The sequence below is a fragment of the Streptomyces sp. NPDC048415 genome (genome assembly GCF_040651675.1).
In the GTDB taxonomy this organism is placed as follows: Bacteria; Actinomycetota; Actinomycetes; order Streptomycetales; family Streptomycetaceae; genus Streptomyces.
Window position 1 is genome coordinate 36,168 of sequence record NZ_JBEZKJ010000052.1, and the last position, 22,195, is coordinate 58,362.

Sequence of the window (22,195 nt, forward strand, 5' to 3'; positions counted from 1 at the left end):
AGTGAAGACCGCGAGGCCAGACAGTACTCGCACCTGCGGGCGAACACGGCGTCGGCCATCACGGCGTCGCGCTCGGTGTCCTGGTGCGCTGGGAGTGGCCGCACGTCGGCTGACACCGGACGCCGGGGCGGCGCTCAAGCCACGCCCGGCACCCCGCTCCGGACCCGGAAGGTGTTCCGGTACGCCTGGGGAGACACCCCGATCGCCGCATGCAGGTGCTGCCGCAACGACGTCCCGTGGCGAAGCCGACTTCCGCCGCGATCCTGAGAGCGGACACACGGCGGCTCACGGTGGTCCTCCGGGAGCTGACCGGCACGCCCGTCCGGCCCGGGATCCGCGGCCGGTGCTCGGGCAGCCATCCGCGTCGGCGATGCGCCTGACTGGGTATCGCGAAGCAATGTCTGGAACAATTGGACTAACGAGCTTTTCTTGGGTGAAGCCGGCTCGCCCGGTGGACCATATCCCGACCGGGTTCTCACGATCTCGAACACCGGCGTTGCAGCGCGCGGCCGAGGAGAGTGATGGCATGAACAAGATCGGTTCGTCCGCCATCACGGGTGTGGCCGCGGACATCGCGACCCGGACCCAGCGCCGGCGGATCCTGCCGAACCTGTTCGGTGTCCCCTTCGGCATCGCGGGGCTGTCGGACGCCTGGTCGGCCGCCGCTGCGACGTTGGGCACCTCCGCGGCGGTCCCGAATGCCCTGGACATCCTTTCAGCGGCTATTTGGGTGATGCTCGTCGGCCTGTACTTCAGCCAGGGGGCGACCCGACTGCTGGCGGACCTGCGCGACGACGTGGTCTCCCCGTTCGTCTCCCTGATCGTGATCACGCCCATGCTGCTGGGCGCGGGCCTGTCCGAATACGCCTTCGACGCCGGCCGCGCCATTGTGGCGGTGTTCCTGGCCCTAACCGTGCTGTTCGGCGGCTGGGTGACCGGTCAGTGGATCGTCAGCGAGATCGACCAAGACAAGATGCACCCTGGTTATTTCCTGCCGACCGTGGCCGGCGGCCTGGTCGCGGCCTACGCGGCAGCTGTGGTCGGCATGCACGCCATCGCCGAGGCTGTCTTCGGCCTGGGCATCGCCTGCTGGTTCCTGCTCGGCTCGCTGATCCTCAACCGCCTGTTCGTCCGCCCGACACTCGCCGCGGCCCACATACCCACCCTCGCGATCGAGGTGGCGCCGCCGGCCGTGGCCGGGATCGCCTACTTCGCGATCAACGGCGGCACCGTCGATCTGGTCGCCACCGGGCTGGCCGGGTACACGGTCCTGATGGCCCTGGTTCAGCTGCGCCTGATCCCGCTGTACGTCAAGCAGCACTTCTCGGCAGCTTTCTGGGCCTTCACCTTCCCCTACGCCGCGGTGGCCACCGACGCCGCACAGTGGATCAGGTACAAGAACCCACCCGGCGCCACCGCCTACGCCGCCATCGACGTCGGCCTGATCACGGCCTTCATCGCGGCGATATTCATCCGCAGCGCCATCGCCATCGCGCGCAACCAGTTCCTGCCGCCCCTACCGGCCAAACCCGCTGCCACGACATCGAGCGGCTGAAGCCCTTGCGTCCGACGCAGACCCGTGGGACGGAAAACATCGTATCCGGCGCCTACCGCGCCTGGCCCGCGCGGCCGGGCGAAGCGGCGCCTCCACCGAACGCCCGGCAGCGGGCCCTGGTCCCCTCCTCGCCGGGGGCCGGGTGGAATGTGGAATACGGAACACGGTCAGCCGAACACTTCGTCGGCATCGCCGCGGACCGGAGATCCTCCGACAGCCGGGGTACCGCCCGCGGGCGGTATCACCACCGTAGACGCCACTGGCGCAGCGGCGCCCTCACACCGGATCGTCGACAGGGGCAGGCACGCGGACGAGGAATAGGACGCGGATGCCGAGCCACAGCGCGGCCATCGCCGTTTGCGCGAACAGCAGGTCCGGCCGAGGCGCCAGGTACGCGTGCGCCGCCCAGGTCGCACCGAGCCACGATCACGTCGCCGAGCGCCATGGCCTCCTGACGGTCGCGGAAGGTCCGCAAGTCGACGCGGCGGCTGACGACGACGCGCCCGTAGAAATAGACGAACATCGAGAACACCACCGCAGTCGACTGCTGCAGGAGCAAGTAGTCGGCGACGTCGTGCGGCCGCTTGCCCAGGATTCCGCCGAGGTATTGCGCCGGCGCGAGTAGCCACAGCAGGCAGGTGCCCAGGCAGATCGGGGTCTCGACGGCGAACACGATCCGCCAGGGGCCCGGAGGGCCCGCTCGGACGGCGCGAGACGGAAGTGAGAGAATGGCGTCGCAGGGCATCGTGCTGGCGAAGGCGTCGGCCAGCGGGCCAATGAGTGGGCAGCCGCACACATGGCCCGGTCGTAAAACCCGGTGACGGGCGCGCCGCCCAGTCCCGACGAACAGGCGCATGTCTGCCGCCCTGGCGCCTCTGCGCCACCGCCCGTTCCGTCACCTCTTCATCGGGACGACGGCAAACCTGCTCGGCAACGGGGTGGCGCCGATCGCCCTGGCATTCGCCGTGCTGGATGCCACTGGCTCGGCCGGCTCGCTCGGGTTGGTGGTCGGCGCCCACTCCCTCACCAGCATCCTCTTCCTGCTGTACGGCGGTGTGTTGGCGGACCGGCTGCCGCGCGGCCCGCTGCTGGTCGGCAGCAGCGTGGTCAGCGCCGCGAGCCAGGCGGTGGTCGCCGCCCTGGTCCTCACCCACAGCGCCGCCATCCCTCTGCTCATGGTGCTCGCCGCGGTCAACGGGGCGTCAGGTTCCTACTACCAGCCCGCCGGCCAGGCCCTGCTGCCCCAGACCGTGCCGGCCGAGTCCCGCCGCGCAGCCCTCGCGCTCTCCCGGATCGCGGGCAGCAGCGCGATGATCGTCGGCGCCTCGCTGGGCGGCGTACTGGTCGCCGCGGTCGGCCCCGGCTGGGGCCTGGCCGTGGACGCGCTCAGCTTCGCGCTCGCCGCCGCGTCCTTCGCGCTGGTCCGCGTCCAGGTCGCACCGCCCGCGCCCAGCCCCGGCGTGGTGCATGAACTGCGCGTCGGGTGGCGGGAGTTCACCTCCCGCACCTGGGTGTGGGTGATCGTGGTGGCCTTCTGCTTCCTCAACGCCGGCATCACCGCCTCGTTCACCGTCCTTGGCCCGGCCGTCGCCGACACCACCGGGATCGGCCGCAGCGGCTGGGGCCTGGCCGTCGCCGCGTCCTCGCTCGGCGCGGTCGTCGGCGGCGTACTGTCGCTGAGCTGGCGGCCCCGGCGCGCGATCCTGGTTGGCTGCGCGCTGATGGGCCTGATGGCGATGCCCCCGCTGCTGCTCGCGCTCGCCCCGTATACCTGGGTGCTGGTGATCGCCAACTTCGTGGCGGGCGTGGGCGTCGAGCAGGCCGGCGTCGCCTGGCACTCGACCCTCAACGAGCAGATCCCCGAGGACCGCCTGGCCCGCGTCTACGCCTACGACGACCTCGGCTCCTACCTCGCGCTCCCGCTCGCCCAGTTCGCCGCCGGACCCGCCGTAATCCTCCTCGGCCTCCGTGCCACCCTCTACGCGGCCGCCGCGCTCATCCTCCTCACACTCTCGCCATGGTCGCCACCCCCTCCGTCCGCGCGCTGGCCCCGAGGACCGCACAACCGCTGCCCGTCTCCGAAGATCCGGTGCCTGGCTGAGCTCGACTCTGACGCGTACCCGAGTGTTGAGCCCCCTCGAACTGCAGCCGGGCAGCCCGGACACCCGGAAATTGTCGGGCGTAATCAGTGGAGCGGGTTCAATGCCAAGCGGATCGCTCAGCGGGCAGCCGACAATGTCGTCCCAGAGGTGCTGAACGCCGTGACCGGTATGGGGCCTGACGACACTCACAGCAGCCCTGTTCGCAAGAGCCGTACGTTGGAGTGGGTGTCTGACGGCGAGCTGGTGATGATCTCCCAGAGCATCAAACTACTTAGGATCAAGGCAGATTGGCTGGACCGTCGCCTTGCCTTCGCGTTCTCCGTCCTCGGGGACCGCTGAGCGTTGCGAGAGTTGGGCCGGGTACCGCCGCCTGTCCTCGCGAGTTTCCGCTCGCAGTCCCCCCGGTCACGATGTGATGATCTCGCCGTGGCTGGTGTGATCACGGCGTCCGAGCCGTCCTGGACAACCCCGTTCACCGGGCTGAGCCCGCGACGCTTCGCCAAGCAGGTGATCGCCAACTTCGTGGCGGGCTTGGGCGTCGAGCAGGCCGGCGTCGCCTGGTACTCGACCCTCAACGAGCAGATCCCCGAGGACCGCCTGGCCCGCCTCTACGCCTACGACGACCTCGGCTCCTACCTCGCGCTCCCGCTCGCCCAGTTCGCCGCCGGACCCGCCGTTGTGCAGGGCGGTGCCGTCGCAGACGAATTCGTCTCCGCACTTCAGGCCCGCGGGTTCGCTGAGGCCGCGGCCCGCTCTCTCGTCGTCACTCACAGTGAATGGATCACACAACCTGAGCCAGAACCTGAGTCGGGGAGGCGTTCGTTGGTAAGTGCGGGAGGCGGTCTGGTGCCGTCGAGTCACCCCGCCCAGACGACCGACGCCGCTGCGGCGACGATGGTGATCACGGCCAGTGAGACCATCACCGTCCGCACCGCCCTCACCCGCTGAACTGCGAAGGACGCGGCGGCAGCCCCGCAGGGACCATCCAGGGCACGGGCGAAGGTTTTTCCTCCCCTGGTGGCCACTGGTGGGCCCGTGCATCAGCCTCCCGTAGCCGCACGCACCACATACAGGGGTCCACTTCATGGATCCCCGGGGCCGGTCCGGGCTCGCCTGCAAACCGGGCGTCGCGACCGGAAGTCGGGTTGTTGCCGAAGGCTTCCATGCCCGCTCAACGACCCAACGCGGGCCGGGCATCCGCACACTCACCCGTTCGGCGGTCCGCCCGAAGGCGGGCGGACCGCAACGGCGCAGGCGCGCGGGCGGGCCTGGCACTGTGACGGCGTCAGGCCCGCCGGCCGGGGAGCCTCATGCACCATCCCACTGCACGAGCCGCCTAGCTGGCGGGCGCGCGGCCAGATCACTGCCAGGTCCCTCGGCCGGCGGACAGCAATTGCGAGGGGCGGGCGGATGTTGTCGGCGCGGACGCCTGCGGCATCGAGGGTGAGGTCGTAGAGCACCCGCTCGCCCACGACCAGCGTGCTGTCCGCGTCGCCGTGGACTGCCGAGCGATAAGCGACGGCATCGGGGCCGGCGCACTCCTGGGCGATGACGCCCACCCCCCGGCCGGAATCGAACCACTTCATTACGCCACATGGCACAGAGAACCCCAGTCTTTGTCGACTCGCAGGGGGGTGCACTCGGCGTCCGCCCGCTCTCGTTCGGACGCAACCGGCGTGCGTCCTGGCGCGCGAAGCAGACGCCCAGCGCCCGTGTCACCTCTCACCACTGCCATTCGAGAAGGGCTGGCTCACGATGGGCCCAAAGCACCACGGATCAGACATGCACAAACCGACACCCAACAGCTCCGCACAGCTGAGCGACTTCAAATCTCACCGACATTCACGGGCTTTCAAGCCGCCAACCGCCATCCGAAGTCAGCAACAAACGCCTCCCGCTGACACCTACACAGCCAATCAGCGGACCGTCGCCGGTGTGGAACCGTTGCCCGCCGATCTCAAGCTCTCCGTCCCAGCCTGCGCTGGAGCTCCGGCGGCACCGAAGGCGCCGTCAACCGCATCAAAAAGATCAAGAGGCAGCTCTACGGCCGAGCCGGACTCGACAGCAGTTCTTCCTCGGCACTCACGACGGCCTCCTGGCCCTCGGATCGCCGGCCCGGCTCGTCTGCGGCTGCCGTCACAGGCTCAGCAGCAGGTCCCGGACCGCGGCGGGCTGGGACAGGAACGGGTGGTGGCCGGCGTCGAGTTCGACGACACTGCCGGCCCGGCGGGCGAACTCGCGCTGCAGCCGCGGCGGGGTGCCCCGGTCCTGGGCGCAGATGAGGTACGTCGAGGGCACCTGCTGCCATGCGGCCGCCCCGACCGGCTGCCCGGTCACCTGCACGCTCTGCCGGGCGAGGTGGTCCGCCGCCTGCGCCTGGACCTCGGGGTCGCAGTCCTGCAGGAATGTGTCCACGAGCAGCTCGGGGCGAACCCCGAACGTGCCGGCGTCGGGGTCGACGTCGAGGAACGGGGCGGGGCTGCCGTCCCCGAACTCCGACAGGCTCTGCCCGACCTCGGGCAGGTAGCTGGAGACCATCACCAGGTGGCGCACCGACCCGATTCCCGCGGCGGCTTCCGCGGTGATGATGCCGCCGTAGCTGTGGGCGACCACAACGGTCGGCTCGTCGCCGTCCTGCAGCACCTGCCGCACCGCGGCAACATCCTCGGACAGCCCCGAACCGCCGACGCCGCCGGGCAGGCCCGCCTCGCCGCAGCTCGGCAGCGCCGGGGCCACGCTCAGCACCCCTCGCTCCTGCAGCAGCTCGGCGGTGCGGTGCCACCACCACGACCCGTCCCGCACGCACGCCCCATGCACGAACACGACCCTCATCGCCACCTCCACGTCTGCCTTGACTGCCTGCCACCTAGGCTCGCCGAACTCGCGGCGGCCCGCCCGCGCTGGCCGGGGCGAAAACGCTATGCCTGCTGCTGTCCAGCCGCGTCCCCAAAGGGAGGTGCATGGAGTCGAGCGTGACCAGCTGCTCAACCTGCGGCAGTGCCGCTACGGAGGACTTCCGGCCGGCGGAGCCGTGCTTGCTGCCGGACAGGCGCAGCGCTTCGGCTACTGCAGGATCTGCTCCTCGAGCTCCGTCGGGTGCGCGGGACAGTCCTTCGTGTCAACCTTGCGGAGGATTCCACGACAAGTGGGACGGGCCGTGCTTCGTCATAGCCTTCCAATCTTCATCAGGCGGCTCGCGATCGCTCCCTCGTTGCGGCCGAACTCCCGTGCCAGCTGCGCCAGCGACGCCCCCTGGGCGCAGCGGGCAGCCAGGTCCTGCTCGTCCTGTTCGGTCCAGGGCATGTAGGCGTTCGGATGGGCCTTGCGTTTGTCCTCCACCGTGTACGCCTTGGGCGGCTCGGTGCTGTCGCGGTGTGCCGGGAGGGCACCAGGTCGGCGGGGTGTGGGGCGAGTTCGAGTCCGTGGAGCTTCCAGCGGATGGAGTTCTCGCTTCGCCCGAGCTCGAGAGCCATGTGCTGCAGGCTCGTTCCCTCGCGGTGGGCGTCGATCAGGTACTGCTCGGCCTTGGGCGTCCACGGTGCTCCCGCACGGGTCGCCTTCACCTGCGTCGCGGCAGGAGTGGTCGGGGGTGGTGGGCCGGGTAGTTCGGGAGTGGGGCACAGGATTGCTGCGGCGGTGACGATGCGGCCGATGTCGCCGAGGTCGCGCGGGTCCACCTCGCCGTGAGTTCGCCGTGGATGACGCCGTCGGTCGAGCAGATGAGGACGGTCAGCTCCAGTCGTCCGTCTTCGGTGGATCCGCCGAAAGGCTGTAGCGCCGGTGGGTGTCGCCGAGCTCCTCTCATCGCCCACGACGTAGGGCGCGTGGCGGGCCGGGCCGGGGACGGGGTCCGGGCGGTGCCGACGTCGCCCGGCCGGTAGGCGGGAGCCAGCAGTTCGTGTACGCGCCAGGACGCCAGCACGCTGTCACCGCCGTCGAGCCGGTAAGAAGTCTGGCTCGGTTCCAGGTCGCAGGCCGCATACAGGACGTGGAGCGCCTGGCTGGCGAACACACTCCCCTCTCCCTCCCCCTGCGCCTGCGCCTGCGCCTGCGCCTGCGCCTGCGCCTGCGCCGGGATGGTCAAGGTGCCTTCGCCGGGAACGGGATCGAGGACGGCGGCGTCCACGTCGCCGTGCCACACGCCGTCTTCGTCACGGAAGGCGTAGATGAGAGTCAATCGTGGGTCCTTACGTCTCAGAAGCTTGGGCGCCGTTGTTCCCAGGGCCGGCGGACTGCCCCGTACCGACGAGGCGAGGCGGGGCGGGCGGCTGCGCAACGCCGTCGGGCCCGCAGCCCCGGCCCGGGCGGCCGGTCGACCGGTCCGGCACGGACGGGAGCGAGCGACGACGCGCGCAGGACGGGCAAGGAGTGTTCCGAGTGTCCGCCGGTCGGTCGAGGAACCACGGTCCTCCCCCCTTTGTCTGTTCGCCCTGCAGGCACCGGCCGGCAGGAGTTCGCATCGCAGCGCCTTCGAAGCTAGCCGCCACCACCGACATCTACGCCGAACTCCGATGCACGCTCAGTCAGTTGAGCGACTCATAGCTGTCTCGATGACATGCCTTCCCTCGTGCACGACACGGCGGGCGGCTCGGCCCGGCAGGAGCCGCGCCAGCACTGGCCGCCCGGGCCGCAATCACCCCGATGACCTGGAAGACCAGGGATCACAGACGCGCCGCGGCAGGCACCGACATCCTCGACGCCCCGTCGAGCCGGCGCACCGCAGGGGGCAGCATGACGACCAGAACGTGCCGTACGCCGCGCGGATCGCGAGGGTCGGGCACCTCGTCCAGACACTCCAGCAGGCCCGGGATCTCCCCCGGGATGCTCGCGGAGTTGGTCAAAGGCAAGCGGGATCGGCGATGACGCGTCGACAGGCACGGTTCATTCGCCCGCGGTGTCCTCGGCCTCCCAGCGAAGCAGGTCGCCTGGCTGGCACTTGAGCACCTCGCAGAGCGCGGCGAGCGTCGCAAAGCGCACCGCCTTGGCGCGGCCGTTCTTGAGTACCGCCAGGTTGGCGGGCGTGATCCCTACGCGGTCTGCGAGTTCGCCCACGGACATCTTCCGCCTGGCCAGCATCACGTCGATGTCGACGGCGATCGGCATCAGATCACCTCGTCCAACTCGGCCTGCATCTGCGCCGCTTCGACATCGCGGGCGACGGCCTGGCCGAGCAGCATCCGCAGCACGAGCACGATGAGCGCGACTCCCAGGATGGCCACACCAATCCCGCCCATGATGAAGGTGACGCCCGGGTCGTCCCGCTGGCCGGGCGCATTCAGGACCGTGACCGCGAACCACACGAGAGCAGCCGCAACGATCGCGCCGATGATGACGTCCACGTACCGGAAGGCGGCGTGGGAGAACACGGTTCCGCGTCGCACCATCGTTACCAGTCGCCAAACACAGACCAGGGCGACCTGGGCCGTCCCGATGCCCAGGATCGTGATCACGCGCAGCGGGGTCAGCGGGAGCGACCCGTCCTCCGGGTCACTCCCGCTGGCCAACGCCCACACCATCAATGCCTGTACGAACACGGTGCCGGTGAGCACCACCACGAGCACGGCCCGCAGCGCGCGTACTGTCAGCTTTCCCATGACCCATCCTTCCATCGAGCTACGATGGGAATCTATCGAATCTCGATAGGTCAAGCAAGGGCTGGGTCGGAGGGCGGGCGGCGGTTTCGCACCATGGCGGGATGCCGCCGCCCCCTTCCGCGGCATGGCGCGATGCGAAGGATTTCGATCTGCCGAAGTCGACCTCGCTTAGCCATAAAATCGGACGCCATACGACTACGCCGAAGCCTTGGGCCTGGTTCTGTCTCATCGCGGTGCTACTCGCGTTCTTCGCAGTTCTCGTACTGCCTGCCGTGGCGGCGATCGGCATCGCGGCTTCTGTAGTCAGCGATCGGGAGGGAGACCTCGACTGACTGGCCGACTTCGCGAGACAGCAGGGCTCCGCGTTGCATACCGAAGACCCAGCAGACGGCTGACAGCCCGCGGCCAGGGAGCCGCCTGTCAGGCCTTCAGCGCTTGTCATCGCTGGGTCGCGCCTATTGGCCGCCTGGCGCAGGACGGGTCCCGGCGTCATGCGTTCGGCGCCAGGCGTTGTGCGCGCGCCGACCGACGCGTAGCCGGAGGCGCGCGCCGCAAGGTCCGTGCGTGCCCACGCCGTGGCCGCTCGCCGTGATTTTCTTCCCGCGGGCTCGGTGTCCGTGCGTCCGCAGCCTAGGGATGGGGGGGACCATGCCTTACGGGAGTTCTGATGCGGACGGGTAGTTCTGCATCCTTCGATCGGGGGCTGACATCGCCAAATGCCGTTTCCCCAGGATGGGTTGACTGTCGGGTCAATCCGGTTGGCGCGGCTTGGAGCTGGGGGAACGATGCAGCCTGGAGAACAGCTGTCCACGTCGATCGCCAGCCAGCCACCGGTAGAAGCCGGAACGCGAGACCGCGAGAATCCGGCACAGCCGCTTGACGCCGAAGGCGCCACGGTGATCCTCGACGAACTGGAAGCGGCTGCTCACCAACTGGTCTCCGCCGCAAAATACTTCGCGGCCCTCCACAGGATCTCCCGCTCGAGCTCGAGTTCCTTCACCCGCGCCCGCAGCTGCCGGTTCTCCTTCTCCATCGCGGTGGCCTCCACCGCCCCGGGCCGGGCGGCCTGCTCGGCATCCCGCACCAACGTGCGGAGCGTCTCGTGGTTGACGCCCAGATGATCGTCCACAACTCGGATTCGTTCGCCGCGGCGGCGCTCCGCCTCGGGTGCAGTGAAGGCAGTTGCAGGGCGGAAACTCCACGCTGGCGTCCGTCGCAGTGCCTCAGGCCGCACGGCGCGCGACCCCAACAGCCGTATCAGCAAGGGCCTTGACCGTACGCTGGACACTCCCCTGGACACTCCCCGGCAGCGGGTCATTGCCGACGCCGCTCATCAGGACGCGGGTGGGGACGACTGCGGTGAATCACGCGTCACATGGTGCGGGATCAAGGAGGCCGATGACATCAGGTGAACGGGGCCCCAAGGATGATGATGAGGAGAGCGGCGCCGGCTCCAGCGACCGGGTATACGACTTGTGTCAGCAGCCGGGAGGCGAACCCCAGAGTGATTCCTTCTCGCATGGGAACGTTCAGGAGCGAGTGCCTCAGTTCGAAAGCCGGTGGTCCATCGATGAGGACGACGTACGAGGTCTCCGTGGCCTTGCCGAACCGTCCCGGTCCGATGCGTAGCTCGTTTCCCGAAACAATGGCGGCGGGCGTATGCGACGTCGAGGGCTGCGAGCCAGAGCTCAGCAGTTCAAGGACCGGCACGCCGAAGCACGCCTGGATGGGCTGTGCACCGTCGAAGTCGTTCGCACTCACGTCGCGCCGACCGTTGTTCCGGATGCGGACGCGCACAATCCGGGGATCGGTGAGCAGGACTCCGTTTCGCCGCAACTCCATCGCGCCGTCCAGGTGCTCGTGGGGCTGGAAGAGGCGCGTCTCCTCCATGGCGTACTGAATGCTGCGTTTGGGGTTCGCGGCCCGGAGGGTGGCCCACATAGTGCCCACGCCGATGACCACAGCAGCCACAACAGCCGCCGCAGCCCAGAAGATTGGGGACCGGTAGAACTCCTGCGAGGCGATGACGGACATGCCTGGAATTGAAGCAGGATTCAAGCGGCCGCGAAGGGGCTGAGCAGGAAGTCAGTACCCCGCGTGCCTCCCTCCGGCGGCAACGGCTCCTTCGGCAGCGCACAGTTCTGCGGCGGCGCGGTCGACTTCCCGGCCGTCTCTGGTGACGCGCCATCTGCCCTGGTGCAGTCGGGCGGACAGCCTCCCCCGACCGGGCTCGGCACCTCGTTCGGCAATCAAAAGTGTGCGGCTACACGGCACCCACCGACCACAGGACCGTGCACGGCGACAGCATGAACCGCTTCGACCTCAGTTCTCGCCAAGCGCCGCGCGGAGCCAGTCGAGGGAACCCGTCTCAAGCACCGCGTCAGCGAGGGCCTGGCCAGATTTCGTGACGATCCGGCCGCGGGAGTTGTCGATCCACCTCTGGGTGTTGGTGTATCCCTGGTCCCGGTATTCGATGCCCTGGATCATGCACTCCAGCTTGTCGGCGTCGCGGGCGCAGATCGCCTCCGGGGAGTCCTTGGCTTCGTACTCGGCAACCAAGTCGCGTACGGCGTCGGCCAGAAGTTCGGGCATGCCGGCAACCTGGTCGGCCGTGATCGCGCGCGGGTCTGCCTCCTCGGCGCTGTACTTCTTGCCGAGGTGGTTCACGTCGCCCGTGCGGGTCTCCTGGCTGTCGTGCCAGACGGCGAGGAACGCGGCCCGAGCCGGGTCGGCGCCTTCGAGTTTCGCGATGATCGTTGCGATGAGGGCCGTGCGCCACGAGTGGTCGGCGACAGACTCCGGGGCCTTGACGCCCGCCATCCACCAGCCGCTGCGCTTGGTTTGCTTGAGCGTCCCCGCCTCGTACAGGAAGCGCGCCACCGCGGTCAGGTCCTCGGACACCGTCGGGCTCCTCTCACGCCTCGGCGAGACGGATCACGTACCGGATGCTCTCCAGCTCCCGTCGCCCGCGCGACGAGAGCTCCTGGCTATCCAACATGATCGGAAGCCGCTCGCGTAGAGCGCGGCGGCAACTCCGGACCGCAACAGGTTGGGGCGGACTAGGAGGAGCGCCCACACACTGTGGATGTTGAGGTCTACGTACCCGTTTTCCGGCGCGATCCCGTCGACGAGGTGAGCGAGGAGCCTGTCCCCGGGCCACGGACCGAGGGAGCCGTCTGCAATGAAGTCGTCAGACAGCTGCGGCGTCGACGTCTCGCCCACCCAATACGCCCAGTACGCGAGGTTGGCGGCCTCACCGGCGTCATCGTTCAGCAGGGCGGTGTCGATGAAGTGCGCCATGCGGTCGACGTCGCCCTGGCGGGCGGCGACGGCTGCGACGGAACGGGAGTTGAGCCTGCCGGTGAGCCAGTCGTCCGGTCGCTCCGTCCGCTGCTGGTGCGCGAGCCAGTCCGCGGTGTCTGCTGCACGGTCGTACCCGGACAGGTAGAGGCACTGGCGGCGCAGAAGGAACCTCCCGGGCCCGCGTGCCTGCTCGGCCGTACGTCTCATCTGTCGGAAGAATGCGTGCCGTTCGGGGGTGCTCAGGTCCGGGCCGGATGCTGCAGGGCCCCGGCGCGGGCGGCGCGGAGCCGGCAGCTTGCGGACCGGGCGTGGTGCGACGCCGCTGAGCGGCCACGCCAGCAGTTCGGCGAGCTCGCGTTGCATCACCATCGCGCCCAGCGGGCTCTCCTCGACGGGCGCGTCGTCGGCAAGCACGCTCGCGAGGAGAACGTCTGCCTCTACTGACTTCGGCTCGTCAGGGTGATCTTTCGCGAAGTTCCTGGTGAGGGCGGGTTGTTGGCCGTATCCAGTGGTGTGTGAGGTATGCGGATGGGGGCGGACTGACCGCTGCGGGGCGTCAGCGCCGGGAGACGGTACGGATGCAGGCGGCCGAGCTGTTCGAGCAGAGAATCAAGCCGCCGGAGGTCGCGCGGCGGCTCCGAGTGAGCCGGAAATCCGCCTATCAGTGGCACCAGGTGTGGCGCGATAGCGGTGTGCAGGCCCTGACCTCCCGTGGCCCGAGCGGATCACGGTGCCGCCTATCTCCACGCTGCCTGGAGAAACTCGCCGCGCATCTCGGGCAGGGGCCGGCCGCGCACGGCTGGGTGGAGGACCAGGTGTGGACCGCAGCGCGGGTGGCCACGCTGATCGGCAGGAAGTTCCATGTCTCCTACAGCGTCTCCGGGGCCACCAGGTTGATGCACCGGCTCGGCTTCAGCCCGCAGGTGCCCGCGCGGCGGGTGGCCGAACGCGACGAGCAGGCCGTGAAGGTGTGGAAGGAGGCGACCTGGGCCGAGGTAAAAGAGCCAGGGCGGCCTGCGGAGGCTACATCTGCTTCGAGGACGAGGCAGGCTTCACCCGACGGCCGCCCAAAGGACGCACGTGGGGCCGACGCGGCCACACGCCGGTCGTGACGGTCAGCGGGCGGCGCTCGGGACGCCTGTCAGTCGCCGGACTGATCGCCATGCGGCCCGGCTCCCGCACCCGGCTCTGCCACCGCCTGCGCACCCACCCCGCCGGCAAGGGCAAGCGACGCAGCCTGGGCGAACGCGACTTCATCGCCGTGATCGACGGCGCCCACCAGCTGGTCAAGGCCCCGATCGTGCTGGTGTGGGACCAACTGAACACCCACGTTTCCCGCAGAATGCGGCAGTTGATCACCGAGCGCGAGTGGCTGACGGTGTTCCTGCTGCCTGCCTACTCGCCGGACCTGAACCCTGTGGAGTCGGTCTGGACGAGCCAGTCGATGTCGCCGGCCGCGTCCGCACGGGCTTGGATCTGCTGCAGGGCCCGGGTGAACACACCGTCCAGGGCATAACGGCGGAAGCGGGTGTAGACGGTCTGCTATGGGCCGTAGCGTTCCGGCAGGTCACGCCAGGAGATCCCAGTCCCGATCTTGTAAACCATCCCGTTGATGACCTGCCGGTCCGACACTCGCGGTCGGCCCGTCGCAGCCCGCGGTATCAGCGGAGCGAGTAACTCCCGCTCCTGATCGGTGACTTCATGACGGCGCATCACCACACCATGATCCACCACCCAGTGACCTTTGAAGACGGACCCTAGAGCGCCGAGATCGCCAGCCGCCCGCATCCGGCCCGGCAGGTGGCTACCGGGCAGCCGACGTACTATCGGGCGTGACCGCCAACCCACCCACTCTCTCGCCTGGTTGGCCCTGCTGCGGGCAGGGCTCCGATCCGTCGGCTCAAGCCGTGGACTGCCGCGGCCGCCGGGTGGAACCCTATGCAGAGTGTCTGGCCCACCTCGGCGACGCCGACCGCTCCGACTACCTGGCTGCGCTGCAGCCCGGCGCCGATGTCGACCATCGTGGTACCCCCTTCACCGAGGAACTCATGGGGGAGCTGCTCGACGCCCTCACTGATCCGTCAACAGACATGCCCCGCTTTGGAGATGCGCTGTTTGACAGGGCCGAGTTCAGCGGTGACGCCCACTTCGACGGCTCGAAGATCAGCGGTGACGTATCGCTGCGCGAAGCGGAGGTCACCGGCCATGTCTGGTTCTACGGAGCGGAGATCGGCGGCGACGTCTGGTTCGACGACGCCGAGGTCAGCGGTCATGCCTGGTTCGTCAACGTGAAGATCACCGGGGAGGCTGGCTTCTCACGGGTGGAGATCAGCGGAGACGCCCTGTTCTACGGGGCGGAAGTCTCTGGCGAGACCCACTTCGTCGCGATGCAGGTCGGCGGCGACGCCTGGTTCGACGGCGCCAAGTTCCGCGGCGACGCGTGGCTCTCCGCCGTGAAGTTCGGAGGCAGCGCTTCGTTCGCCGGGACGATGTTCAGCGCCAACGCCATTTTCGACAGCACAGTGTTCGAGGGCAGGGCGCAGCTCGGGCCGCTGGTGTGCGGTGGGACGCTGGATGTGTCGGAGGCGGTGTTCCACAGTGCCGCAACCATTGAGGCGGCGACAGGAGACCTGCGGTGCCGGCGGACACGGTGGGCTTCGGCTGCCGCTCTGCGGCTGCGGCACACAGCCCTGGATCTGAGTGACGCAGTCCTGGAGTACCCGGTGAGCGTCGCGGCCCGTACCCGGCCCTTCGTCGTGGACGGTCAGGAGATGCCCGAGGCCGGTCTGCCGGATTTCCCGGCGCGGGTCGTATCGATGCGAGGCGTGGACGCGGCGCACCTGGTGCTCACCGATGTCGACCTGACCGACTGTCTGTTCGCCGGGACCATTCACCTTGACCAGCTGCGGCTGGAGGGGCGGTGTCTGCTGGCCACCACCCCTTCCGGGCTGCGGCGGCGCGGGATGTGGCCAGCGCGCTGGACACCGCGCCGGACGCTGGCCGAAGAGCAGCACTGGCGCGCCGCTCACGGCGGGGACTCGAACGGCTGGGCGCCGGCGCCGCCGGGGGAGGCCGTGTTGGAGCCGGCCGCGCTGGCGCCGGTGTACCGGCAGCTGCGCAAGGCCTTCGAGGATGGCAAAGACGAACCGGGGGCGGCCGACTTCTACTACGGCGAGATGGAGATGCGCCGCCATGACCACAGCGCTCCGCGTGCTGAGCGTGCCTTGCTCGCCGCGTACTGGGCCGTGTCCGGCTACGGGCTGCGAGCCTCCCGCGCGTTGGGCTGGCTGTTGGCGGCCATCACCGCCACCGTGCTCGCGATGATGCTGTGGGGTCTGCCGAAGGGCGATCCGCAGCCCGAGAGCACTGGCACGGTCGCCGGCCGGAGCATCACGCTGATAACCGAGACGCCTGATCCGGCCAATCCCGACGCACCGTACTCGAAACGGCTGACGACCGACCGTTTCGAAAAGTCGCTGCGGGTGGTCATCAACTCGGTGGTATTCCGCAGCGGCGGCCAGGACTTGACCACCACGGGCACGTACACCGAGATGGTTTCCCGGATCTCGGAGCCGGTCCTGCTCGGCCTCGCCATCCTCGCCGTCCGTGGCCGCGTCAAGCGGTAGCCGAACGGAAAGCCGGACACGCCGCGCCTCGGGAGGTCAGGCTGCCGGACTGGATCGACAGCATCACCGGCGACCAAGTGCCGCACATCAAGTAGTTCGCCGATGGTCTGCGCGGCGACTTCAAGGCGGTCACGGCCGGGCTCTCCAGCCCGTGGAGCTCGGGCGAGTGAGAGGGTCAGGTCACCAGGGCCAAGCTCCTCAAACGCCAGGGCTACGGCGGCAGCGGCCTCCCGCTCCTCCGCCAACGCATCCTGTTGGCATGACCGGTATGACGCTCCGTCACCCCGTCACGGAAGTCTTGCAAGATCCTTTTCATCCGTACGAAGCTGGGGACTTCACGTGTACGCCGACAGGGGACCGATACCTCAGCCGGATTCGGTGTGTCTTGCGCATTGACGGGGAATCAGCCATATACCTCGCATGGGTTCCCCTGGCCGCTGCCGCGTGGCTGCCGGTGGCGGCCGACGGGACAGATGGCCACGGCCAAGAACATTTTTGCAGGTCACAGGCTCGACGTTTAGGGCGGATCCGCCCTAAACCGTGGTCAGGCGGCGGTCGCCATCGAAGCCGGCGTGATCGGTGCCCGGCCTCGTGGCGGGTTCCGGGTGAGTGCCTGTTTTCGGACCCGAGAGTGAACGGCGTCGCGGGGTTACTGAGGGACCTGCGTGTCGGCCTGGTGCCGGTCCGCGGGGCCGACAGCGAGTTCCACGAGGGTGCGGACGCAGAGTCCGGCTTCGGCCGGGTGGCGGAACGGCTGGTCGAGGCTGGGGGTGTACTGGTTGCGCCGTCCGACCCGATCCCGGCGCAGGTAGCCGGCCTTCACGAGGTCGGCCACGACGGCCTGGACTGCGCGCTCGGTGATCTCGCAGGAAGCGGCCATATCCCGCAGCCGTGTGCTCGGGTCACGCGCGATGGCCACCAGCACCCGCGCGTGGTGGGTCAGGAAGGTCCATCGCCGGTCTGGGCGGTCCATGGTCAGCAGCCCTCTCTCCCCTGACTGATCCCGCCGAAGAGGCGGTCAGGAAGACCGGAAATCCACATCTCCTATTGTGCGGGATCTGCTGTTGTCGGCGTACTGCTGTGTGACGCCGAAGTACGTGTTTTTCCCACCCTCGGAACGTTGGTGGTGTGACGTTCGGGTGGCGGGGCTCGCACCCTCACTGGGGCGTTGGTCGTTGGTCGGCCGGGGGCTGACCAGCGAGGAGGTCCGCCGTGGAGCGGATCAACGGGCAGCGCGTACAGCTGCACCGGGGTGATTTGCTCCGCCGTGCGTTGAGGGTCCGGGCTGAGGCTGCCCTCGCCCGGCGTCTGGGACTGCCGATGGTGAGCGGCGGGGCTCACCCCTCATGGCGCGGTGACCTGGGCCTGGTCGTAGTCTGCGGCCATGACTGACACCTCGACGCTGACTCCCCGTGAAGCCTTCGCGATGCTGCTGGCCGGTAACCAGCGGTTCGTTGCGGGTGCCCCGGAGCACCCGAACCAGGACGCCGCGCGTCGCGCTGAGACCGCGCCGGCCCAACGCCCGTTCGCGGTGCTCTTCGGGTGTTCCGACTCCCGGTTGGCCGCAGAGATCATCTTCGATCGTGGCCTGGGTGACCTGTTCGTGGTGCGCACTGCGGGCCACGTGATGGGCGCGGAGGTACTGGGCAGCATCGAGTACGGGGTGGACGTGCTGGACTGCCCGCTGGTGGTGGTCCTCGGCCATGATTCTTGCGGCGCGGTGGGTGCCGCGTGCGCCGCGCTGGAGGACGGGATGGCGCCGGCTGGGTACATCCGGGACGTCGTTGAGCGTGTGACGCCCAGCGTGCTCGCGGCGCGGGCCGCAGGTCGCGTGGAGGCCGACGAGATCCTGGCGGAGCACATAAGGCACACGGTTGACCTGCTATTGGACCGCTCTCGGGCGCTCGCCGAACGGGTCGGCGCCGGGCAGGCCGCCGTCGTGGGCCTGCGCTACCGCCTGGCCGACGGCAGCGCGCAGGTGGTAGCAGCCCGCGGTCTCGAAGTCACCGCCGACTCCGCATCGTGACCGGAGTTCCGCCAGCCGTTGCACCACGTCACGCCGCGCATGGCCCACGGAGCCAGCGCCACGGGTGGGGAACAGTGATCACTGACGTGGGGCGTTGCTGGTCACTGGGAGGGCCGGGGCCCCGCGGCGCGGCGGAGCCGGTTGGCGATCGCGAGTCCCAGTCCCTCCTCCACCGGCAAGGACGCGATGATGAGGTCGCACTCCTGCTGGTCGAGCTGGCGCAGGAACCCGTACAGCCCGCGCGCGTAGGAGGCCATCGAACCGGGGACCGCCACCACGGCGTGCGCCTTCACCGGAGCGTCGGCGAAGGAGGGAGGAAGAAGGATGCCCACCTGGTTCCCTAGCTCCTGCGCGAGCTCCGCTTCGGCGACGACCTTCTCGGGCTCGACGAGGACGACCCGCGCCCGCGGCGCGTAGTGGGACGGATGCTGGCCCGGCACCCGAACGCGGCTCGTCGAGTGGACCGCAAGCGGGCACCCCAGCACCGCTTCGAGGTCCTCGCGCGTCACCCCGCCGGGCCGAAGGACGCTCGAGGTGTCGCCCGTGGCGTCGACGATGGTCGACTCGACGCCGACCTCGCAGGGGCCGCCGTCCAGGACGACGTCGACTCCATCACCAAGCTCTGCACGGACGTGGTCCGCCGTGGTGGGGCTGACCGAGCCGAAGCGGTTGGCGGACGGGGCCGCGACACCGCCGCCAAAGGCCGACAGCAGCGCGAGTGCGACGGGGTGGTCGGGCACGCGCACGGCCACCGTCTCCAGTCCACCAGTCGCCTCGAGGGGCACCCGGCGACCGCGCCGCAGGACCAGCGTCAGTGGCCCCGGCCAGAAGCGTTCGGCCAACAGATGCGCCGTCGCGGGCACGTCCTCGGCCCAGTCGCCCAGGTGCTCCGCGCCGCCGATATGGACGATCAGCGGGTGGGAGGGCGGGCGGCCCTTGACCTGGAAGAGGCGCGCGACAGCGGCGGAGTCCTCGGCGTTGGCGCCAAGGCCGTAGACGGTTTCGGTCGGGAAGGCCACCAGGCCTCCGGCGCGCAGCGCACCGGCTGCCATCTCGATGTCACTGGTTCTTGCCGTCACCCTCGCAATCCTCTCACTGTTCCACTCTCCACATTCCGTCCGCGGCCCCTGCGGCCGGTGCGGCGTTTCTCGCGAGTCGCCTTGGTTCGGAGCCCCTGCAGCCAGTGACACTTCTCTCGATGTAGAGGTGACCGCGGCGGCCCGTTGCCGACCAAGTGCACGGGCGCGTTGCTCCCTCAGTTCGCCAACTTCTGCCTCCAGTTGGCGGTTGCGGGCCGTCGCGGCCTCCAGCCGCCGAAGCAGGGAGGCATCCGACGCGCGCTGCTGGGCAGGAATTCCAGGTGCTGATGCTGCCAGTCCGTTTCTACTGCCCGGCGGCATCCGTGCTGGAGTCGGGGGGGACCTTGTGGTGCCAGATCCTGGACGCGCTGCGGCTGGGGCCGACCGACGACGTCGCCGAAGTCACCGCGGTCCAGGTCCGCCGGGTGGTCGAGGACCTTATCGACATGGGCCGTTGGCACGCGGGTGACCGCGACATCCTGGTCGTCTTCGATGCCGGCTACGACGCTCCGGCCTATCTCCTGGAAGGAGTGCCGGTGGAGGTCCTTGGATCGACCACACCGGTGAACTCCCCGTCATCGAAGGAACATTGATCCGTCTGGAGGTCGACCGCCTGTCCGGCGGCCACGATCCACTCCCCGTCCGGCTGTGGTCGTCGGCCACCGGCCTGTCGGGCGAGGGCGTCGACCTGCGCTGGCAGGCGTTCCTGCGCAGATTCGACCTGATCACACATTCAGAATGATCAAACAGACGCTGGGCTGGACCCGCCCGAAGCTCCGCACCCCCGAGGCGGCGGACCGGTGGACCTGGCTGGTCTTCGCCGTCCACACCCAACTCCGCCTCGCCCGGCCACTGGCCGCGGATCTCCGCCGCCCCTGGGAGAAGCCAGCCGAACCCGATCGGCTCACCCCCCGCCCGGGTCCGCCGCGGGTTCAGGAACCTCCGCCCGACCTTGCCCTGCCCGACCCGTGCGCCGAAACTCAACCGGCCCGGTCCCGGCCGACCGTCCGGCTCGAAGAACCGTCACCCCGCCACCCGTTACGACGTGGGCAAAACGGTCAGGCGACCCGAGACCATCGCCGAACGTGACCAGGCCAGACCTTGAGCGCGCCTTCAGAAGGGAACAACCAGTCCAGCTTCGCGCGGTCGAAGCAGTGCCCTGCCCATGCACTCGGCGACCGAGGCCCCATCGGCCCGCATCCCCTCGGGGAACGGCCCACCCTGGGCGGCGAAAGTCCACGCCGGCCGGCCCTCACGCATGCGCTCGGCGTCGACCCGGATCATCGCACCTACACCCTGCTCGCCGAGCCACTCCAGGATGAGCAGCGTCGCATCCTCAACGCCACTGTCCAAGTCCGCTTTGGGCCACCGCCCCCATACTTTGGTCATGGCCACAACCCTACTCAGCGTCCCAACAAGGCACTGTCACGCACTTTTACTGACTTCGGCGTCGTAGGGTCTGGGGCTTCGTCGGACCTGGTGACGCCGTCCGCCTTGGCTGGTACCCCGGAGGCATGCGGTACCCAGATGGGGGCGGGCTGAACGCCGAGCAGCGCAAGCGCCGTGAAGAGGTACGGATGCGGGCCGTCGACCTCTTCGAAGAGGGTGCGAAAGTCCCGTGCATCTCCCGGGAATTACGGGTGAGCGAGGAGTCCGGCCACCAGTGGCGCCGTGCCTGGAAGGTGGGCGGGCGGGAGGCTCTGCGTTCCAAGGGGGCCCCGGGCTACGACTGCCGACTTGGCCCCCACCTGCAGGCCATACTCGCCGCCTGGCTGGACGAAGGACCTGCCGCGCACGGCTGGACGGACGACCAGGTGTGGACCGCCAGCCGGGTACGCACCCTGATCGGGAGGAAGTTCCACAACAGCGTCTCGGGGGTGACCCAGCTGCTGCACCGGATGGGCTACAGCGTGCAGATGCCCGCCAGGCCCGCCGCCGAACGCGACGAAGAAGCGATCACCGCATGGCGGGAGGCGACCTGGCCGGAGGTAAAACCCTCCGGGCGGCGACCGGCGCGTTCATCTGCTTCGAGGACGAAGCGGGCGTGACCGGCCGGCCGCCCAAGGGCCGCACCTGGGGCCGGCGCCGCATCACCCCGACCGTGCGCGTCTCCGGGCGGAGCCGGGGAAGGCTCTCGGTGGCCGGGCTGCTGTGCTACCGGCCGGGCCTACCCGCCCGCCTGTGCTACCGGCTGCGCCGGCATACCGACCGCAAGGGTGAGCGCCGCTCGCTCGGAGAGAGCGCTACATCCGCCTGCTCGACGGCGCCCACCAGTTACTGAAGGCCCCACTGATCGTGGTGTGGGACCGGCTGAGCACCCACATCTCCAAGACGATGAAGGCACTCGTTGCCGAGCGGGACTGGCTGACAGTGGTCCTGCTGCCCGGGTACGCGCCCGACCTCAACCCCGTTGAGGGTCTGTGGGCGCACATCAAGCGGAGCCTGGCCAGCCTGGCCACCCGCACCCTCAGCGAACTGGAGACCCTGCTGCGTAGGCGACTCAAAGCGCTGCAGTACCGGCACAGCATCCTCGGCGGCTTCCTGGCCGGGACCGGCCTCGCGCTCGACAGACCGAACTGACCCTGAAACGCAGAAGTCAGTAAGTGCCTTGTGCGCCGAATGGGCGTAGTTCACCAGGCTGCGACTCCAAATGAGCGAGGTGGGTGGACGTTTCGGTGGCGGCTGGCGGAAGGATGCTGCCAACGCCTGCACGCGACCACGTGAAGGTCGTCTCCCTAACGGCGTACCAGCAGCACCTCAAGGACCTCGTGAAGAAGGGGCGGACCGGTTACGTTTCCGCCGGCATTGCGCAGATGAGCCACGAGAAGAACCGGGAGACGAACAACCTGTGAGCATCCTCAACGAACCTCAGGGTGCCGGGGCAGCTGAAGACTCGTACGAGAACGAGCT

At 69.0% G+C, this 22,195-nt stretch carries 25 protein-coding genes and 5 pseudogenes; 13 read left to right on the plus strand and 17 right to left on the minus strand.

The genetic code is table 11. The features are described 5' to 3' along the window. Positions 1 to 134: 134 nt before the first annotated feature. Positions 135 to 262 (minus strand): annotated as a pseudogene (locus AB0D27_RS28635) (AraC family transcriptional regulator); the annotation flags it as partial. Positions 263 to 526: 264 nt separating this feature from the next. Here AB0D27_RS28635 and AB0D27_RS28640 point away from each other — a divergent pair. Then, on the plus strand, positions 527 to 1,555 hold the full coding sequence (locus tag AB0D27_RS28640) for a TDT family transporter (protein ID WP_362514589.1): 1,029 nt from the start codon (positions 527 to 529) through the stop codon (positions 1,553 to 1,555). 241 nt (positions 1,556 to 1,796) lie between these two features. Here the strand turns inward: AB0D27_RS28640 and AB0D27_RS28645 are convergent, their stop codons facing one another. Beyond that, positions 1,797 to 2,228, minus strand: coding sequence for a hypothetical protein (locus AB0D27_RS28645; RefSeq protein WP_362514592.1), 432 nt, complete (start codon positions 2,226 to 2,228; stop codon positions 1,797 to 1,799). 181 nt (positions 2,229 to 2,409) lie between these two features. Between AB0D27_RS28645 and AB0D27_RS28650 the strand changes: the two genes are divergently transcribed. Both AB0D27_RS28650 and AB0D27_RS28655 read left to right on the plus strand, forming a co-directional pair. After that, positions 2,410 to 3,996: an MFS transporter gene (locus AB0D27_RS28650; protein WP_362514594.1), complete on the plus strand. Its 1,587-nt coding sequence runs from the start codon at positions 2,410 to 2,412 to the stop codon at positions 3,994 to 3,996. Positions 3,997 to 4,083: 87 nt separating this feature from the next. Continuing rightward, a pseudogene (locus tag AB0D27_RS28655) lies at positions 4,084 to 4,161 on the plus strand (IS5/IS1182 family transposase); the annotation flags it as partial. 701 nt (positions 4,162 to 4,862) lie between these two features. Here the strand turns inward: AB0D27_RS28655 and AB0D27_RS28660 are convergent. The 7 genes from AB0D27_RS28660 to AB0D27_RS28690 all read right to left on the minus strand — a co-directional run bounded on the left by AB0D27_RS28660 (position 4,863) and on the right by AB0D27_RS28690 (position 9,251). Beyond that, complete coding sequence (locus tag AB0D27_RS28660; protein ID WP_362514596.1) at positions 4,863 to 5,243, minus strand: hypothetical protein; 381 nt, start codon at positions 5,241 to 5,243, stop codon at positions 4,863 to 4,865. Positions 5,244 to 5,793: 550 nt separating this feature from the next. Beyond that, entirely contained in the window at positions 5,794 to 6,489 is a 696-nt protein-coding gene (locus AB0D27_RS28665; RefSeq protein WP_362514599.1) for an alpha/beta hydrolase, read from the minus strand. Between the two features lie 333 nt (positions 6,490 to 6,822). Further along, on the minus strand, positions 6,823 to 6,996 hold the full coding sequence (locus AB0D27_RS28670; protein WP_362514602.1) for a hypothetical protein: 174 nt from the start codon (positions 6,994 to 6,996) through the stop codon (positions 6,823 to 6,825). Positions 6,997 to 7,216: 220 nt separating this feature from the next. After that, entirely contained in the window at positions 7,217 to 7,834 is a 618-nt protein-coding gene (locus AB0D27_RS28675; protein WP_362514605.1) for a hypothetical protein, read from the minus strand. Positions 7,835 to 8,318: 484 nt separating this feature from the next. Then, positions 8,319 to 8,498 (minus strand): hypothetical protein, encoded by a 180-nt coding sequence (locus tag AB0D27_RS28680; protein ID WP_362514608.1) that lies wholly within the window; start codon positions 8,496 to 8,498, stop codon positions 8,319 to 8,321. A 40-nt stretch (positions 8,499 to 8,538) separates the two neighbouring features. Next, on the minus strand, positions 8,539 to 8,760 hold the full coding sequence (locus AB0D27_RS28685) for a helix-turn-helix transcriptional regulator (RefSeq protein ID WP_054237256.1): 222 nt from the start codon (positions 8,758 to 8,760) through the stop codon (positions 8,539 to 8,541). After that, the gene (locus AB0D27_RS28690; RefSeq protein ID WP_362514611.1) at positions 8,760 to 9,251 is read right to left on the minus strand and encodes a DUF2975 domain-containing protein; all 492 of its coding nucleotides are present in this window, start codon (positions 9,249 to 9,251) and stop codon (positions 8,760 to 8,762) included. The genes AB0D27_RS28685 and AB0D27_RS28690 overlap by 1 nt, the downstream gene beginning before the upstream one ends. A 101-nt stretch (positions 9,252 to 9,352) precedes the next feature. Here AB0D27_RS28690 and AB0D27_RS28695 point away from each other — a divergent pair, with 101 nt between their 5' ends. Beyond that, positions 9,353 to 9,583, plus strand: a complete 231-nt coding sequence (locus tag AB0D27_RS28695) for a hypothetical protein (protein WP_362514614.1) — start codon at positions 9,353 to 9,355, stop codon at positions 9,581 to 9,583. A 495-nt stretch (positions 9,584 to 10,078) separates the two neighbouring features. Here AB0D27_RS28695 and AB0D27_RS28700 read toward each other — a convergent pair. The 4 genes and pseudogenes from AB0D27_RS28700 to AB0D27_RS28715 form a co-directional block, all read right to left on the minus strand. Beyond that, a pseudogene (locus AB0D27_RS28700) lies at positions 10,079 to 10,380 on the minus strand (transposase); the annotation flags it as partial. Between the two features lie 275 nt (positions 10,381 to 10,655). Then, positions 10,656 to 11,285, minus strand: coding sequence for a hypothetical protein (locus AB0D27_RS28705; protein ID WP_362514617.1), 630 nt, complete (start codon positions 11,283 to 11,285; stop codon positions 10,656 to 10,658). A 288-nt stretch (positions 11,286 to 11,573) separates the two neighbouring features. After that, the gene (locus AB0D27_RS28710) at positions 11,574 to 12,152 is read right to left on the minus strand and encodes an HD domain-containing protein (protein WP_362514620.1); all 579 of its coding nucleotides are present in this window, start codon (positions 12,150 to 12,152) and stop codon (positions 11,574 to 11,576) included. A gap of 33 nt (positions 12,153 to 12,185) precedes the next feature. After that, positions 12,186 to 12,968 (minus strand): transcriptional regulator, encoded by a 783-nt coding sequence (locus AB0D27_RS28715; protein WP_362514622.1) that lies wholly within the window; start codon positions 12,966 to 12,968, stop codon positions 12,186 to 12,188. Positions 12,969 to 13,093: 125 nt separating this feature from the next. Between AB0D27_RS28715 and AB0D27_RS28720 the strand changes: the two genes are divergently transcribed. Next, complete coding sequence (locus AB0D27_RS28720) at positions 13,094 to 13,666, plus strand: winged helix-turn-helix domain-containing protein (RefSeq protein ID WP_362514646.1); 573 nt, start codon at positions 13,094 to 13,096, stop codon at positions 13,664 to 13,666. After that, on the plus strand, positions 13,582 to 14,070 hold the full coding sequence (locus tag AB0D27_RS28725) for a transposase (RefSeq protein ID WP_362514649.1): 489 nt from the start codon (positions 13,582 to 13,584) through the stop codon (positions 14,068 to 14,070). Before AB0D27_RS28720 ends, AB0D27_RS28725 begins: the two co-directional genes overlap by 85 nt. Positions 14,071 to 14,096: 26 nt before the next feature. Here the strand turns inward: AB0D27_RS28725 and AB0D27_RS28730 are convergent, their stop codons facing one another. Beyond that, on the minus strand, positions 14,097 to 14,342 hold the full coding sequence (locus AB0D27_RS28730; RefSeq protein WP_362514625.1) for a transposase: 246 nt from the start codon (positions 14,340 to 14,342) through the stop codon (positions 14,097 to 14,099). A gap of 140 nt (positions 14,343 to 14,482) precedes the next feature. Between AB0D27_RS28730 and AB0D27_RS28735 the strand changes: the two genes are divergently transcribed. After that, the gene (locus AB0D27_RS28735) at positions 14,483 to 16,180 is read left to right on the plus strand and encodes a pentapeptide repeat-containing protein (protein ID WP_362514627.1); all 1,698 of its coding nucleotides are present in this window, start codon (positions 14,483 to 14,485) and stop codon (positions 16,178 to 16,180) included. A gap of 649 nt (positions 16,181 to 16,829) precedes the next feature. Here AB0D27_RS28735 and AB0D27_RS28740 read toward each other — a convergent pair. After that, entirely contained in the window at positions 16,830 to 17,153 is a 324-nt protein-coding gene (locus AB0D27_RS28740) for a helix-turn-helix domain-containing protein (RefSeq protein WP_362514630.1), read from the minus strand. Between the two features lie 411 nt (positions 17,154 to 17,564). Between AB0D27_RS28740 and AB0D27_RS28745 the strand changes: the two genes are divergently transcribed. Next, positions 17,565 to 18,206, plus strand: coding sequence for a carbonic anhydrase (locus AB0D27_RS28745; RefSeq protein WP_362514632.1), 642 nt, complete (start codon positions 17,565 to 17,567; stop codon positions 18,204 to 18,206). A gap of 101 nt (positions 18,207 to 18,307) precedes the next feature. Here AB0D27_RS28745 and AB0D27_RS28750 read toward each other — a convergent pair whose 3' ends face one another. Beyond that, complete coding sequence (locus tag AB0D27_RS28750) at positions 18,308 to 19,285, minus strand: L-threonylcarbamoyladenylate synthase (RefSeq protein WP_362514635.1); 978 nt, start codon at positions 19,283 to 19,285, stop codon at positions 18,308 to 18,310. Positions 19,286 to 19,605: 320 nt separating this feature from the next. On the opposite strand from AB0D27_RS28750, the pseudogene AB0D27_RS28755 reads away from it, so the two are divergent. Further along, positions 19,606 to 20,390: pseudogene (locus AB0D27_RS28755) on the plus strand (transposase); the annotation flags it as partial. Positions 20,391 to 20,398: 8 nt separating this feature from the next. Here the strand turns inward: AB0D27_RS28755 and AB0D27_RS28760 are convergent. After that, on the minus strand, positions 20,399 to 20,674 hold the full coding sequence (locus AB0D27_RS28760; protein ID WP_362514637.1) for a hypothetical protein: 276 nt from the start codon (positions 20,672 to 20,674) through the stop codon (positions 20,399 to 20,401). A 125-nt stretch (positions 20,675 to 20,799) separates the two neighbouring features. On the opposite strand from AB0D27_RS28760, the gene AB0D27_RS28765 reads away from it, so the two are divergent. From AB0D27_RS28765 to AB0D27_RS28780, 4 genes and pseudogenes are all read left to right on the plus strand, one after another. Further along, positions 20,800 to 21,333: a winged helix-turn-helix domain-containing protein gene (locus AB0D27_RS28765; RefSeq protein WP_362514640.1), complete on the plus strand. Its 534-nt coding sequence runs from the start codon at positions 20,800 to 20,802 to the stop codon at positions 21,331 to 21,333. After that, positions 21,330 to 21,566, plus strand: a complete 237-nt coding sequence (locus AB0D27_RS28770; protein ID WP_362514641.1) for a hypothetical protein — start codon at positions 21,330 to 21,332, stop codon at positions 21,564 to 21,566. The genes AB0D27_RS28765 and AB0D27_RS28770 overlap by 4 nt, the downstream gene beginning before the upstream one ends. A gap of 14 nt (positions 21,567 to 21,580) precedes the next feature. Further along, positions 21,581 to 21,865, plus strand: coding sequence for a transposase (locus AB0D27_RS28775; protein ID WP_362514644.1), 285 nt, complete (start codon positions 21,581 to 21,583; stop codon positions 21,863 to 21,865). 137 nt (positions 21,866 to 22,002) lie between these two features. After that, positions 22,003 to 22,137, plus strand: a pseudogene (locus AB0D27_RS28780) (cytochrome c oxidase subunit II); the annotation flags it as partial. Positions 22,138 to 22,195 lie beyond the last annotated feature (58 nt).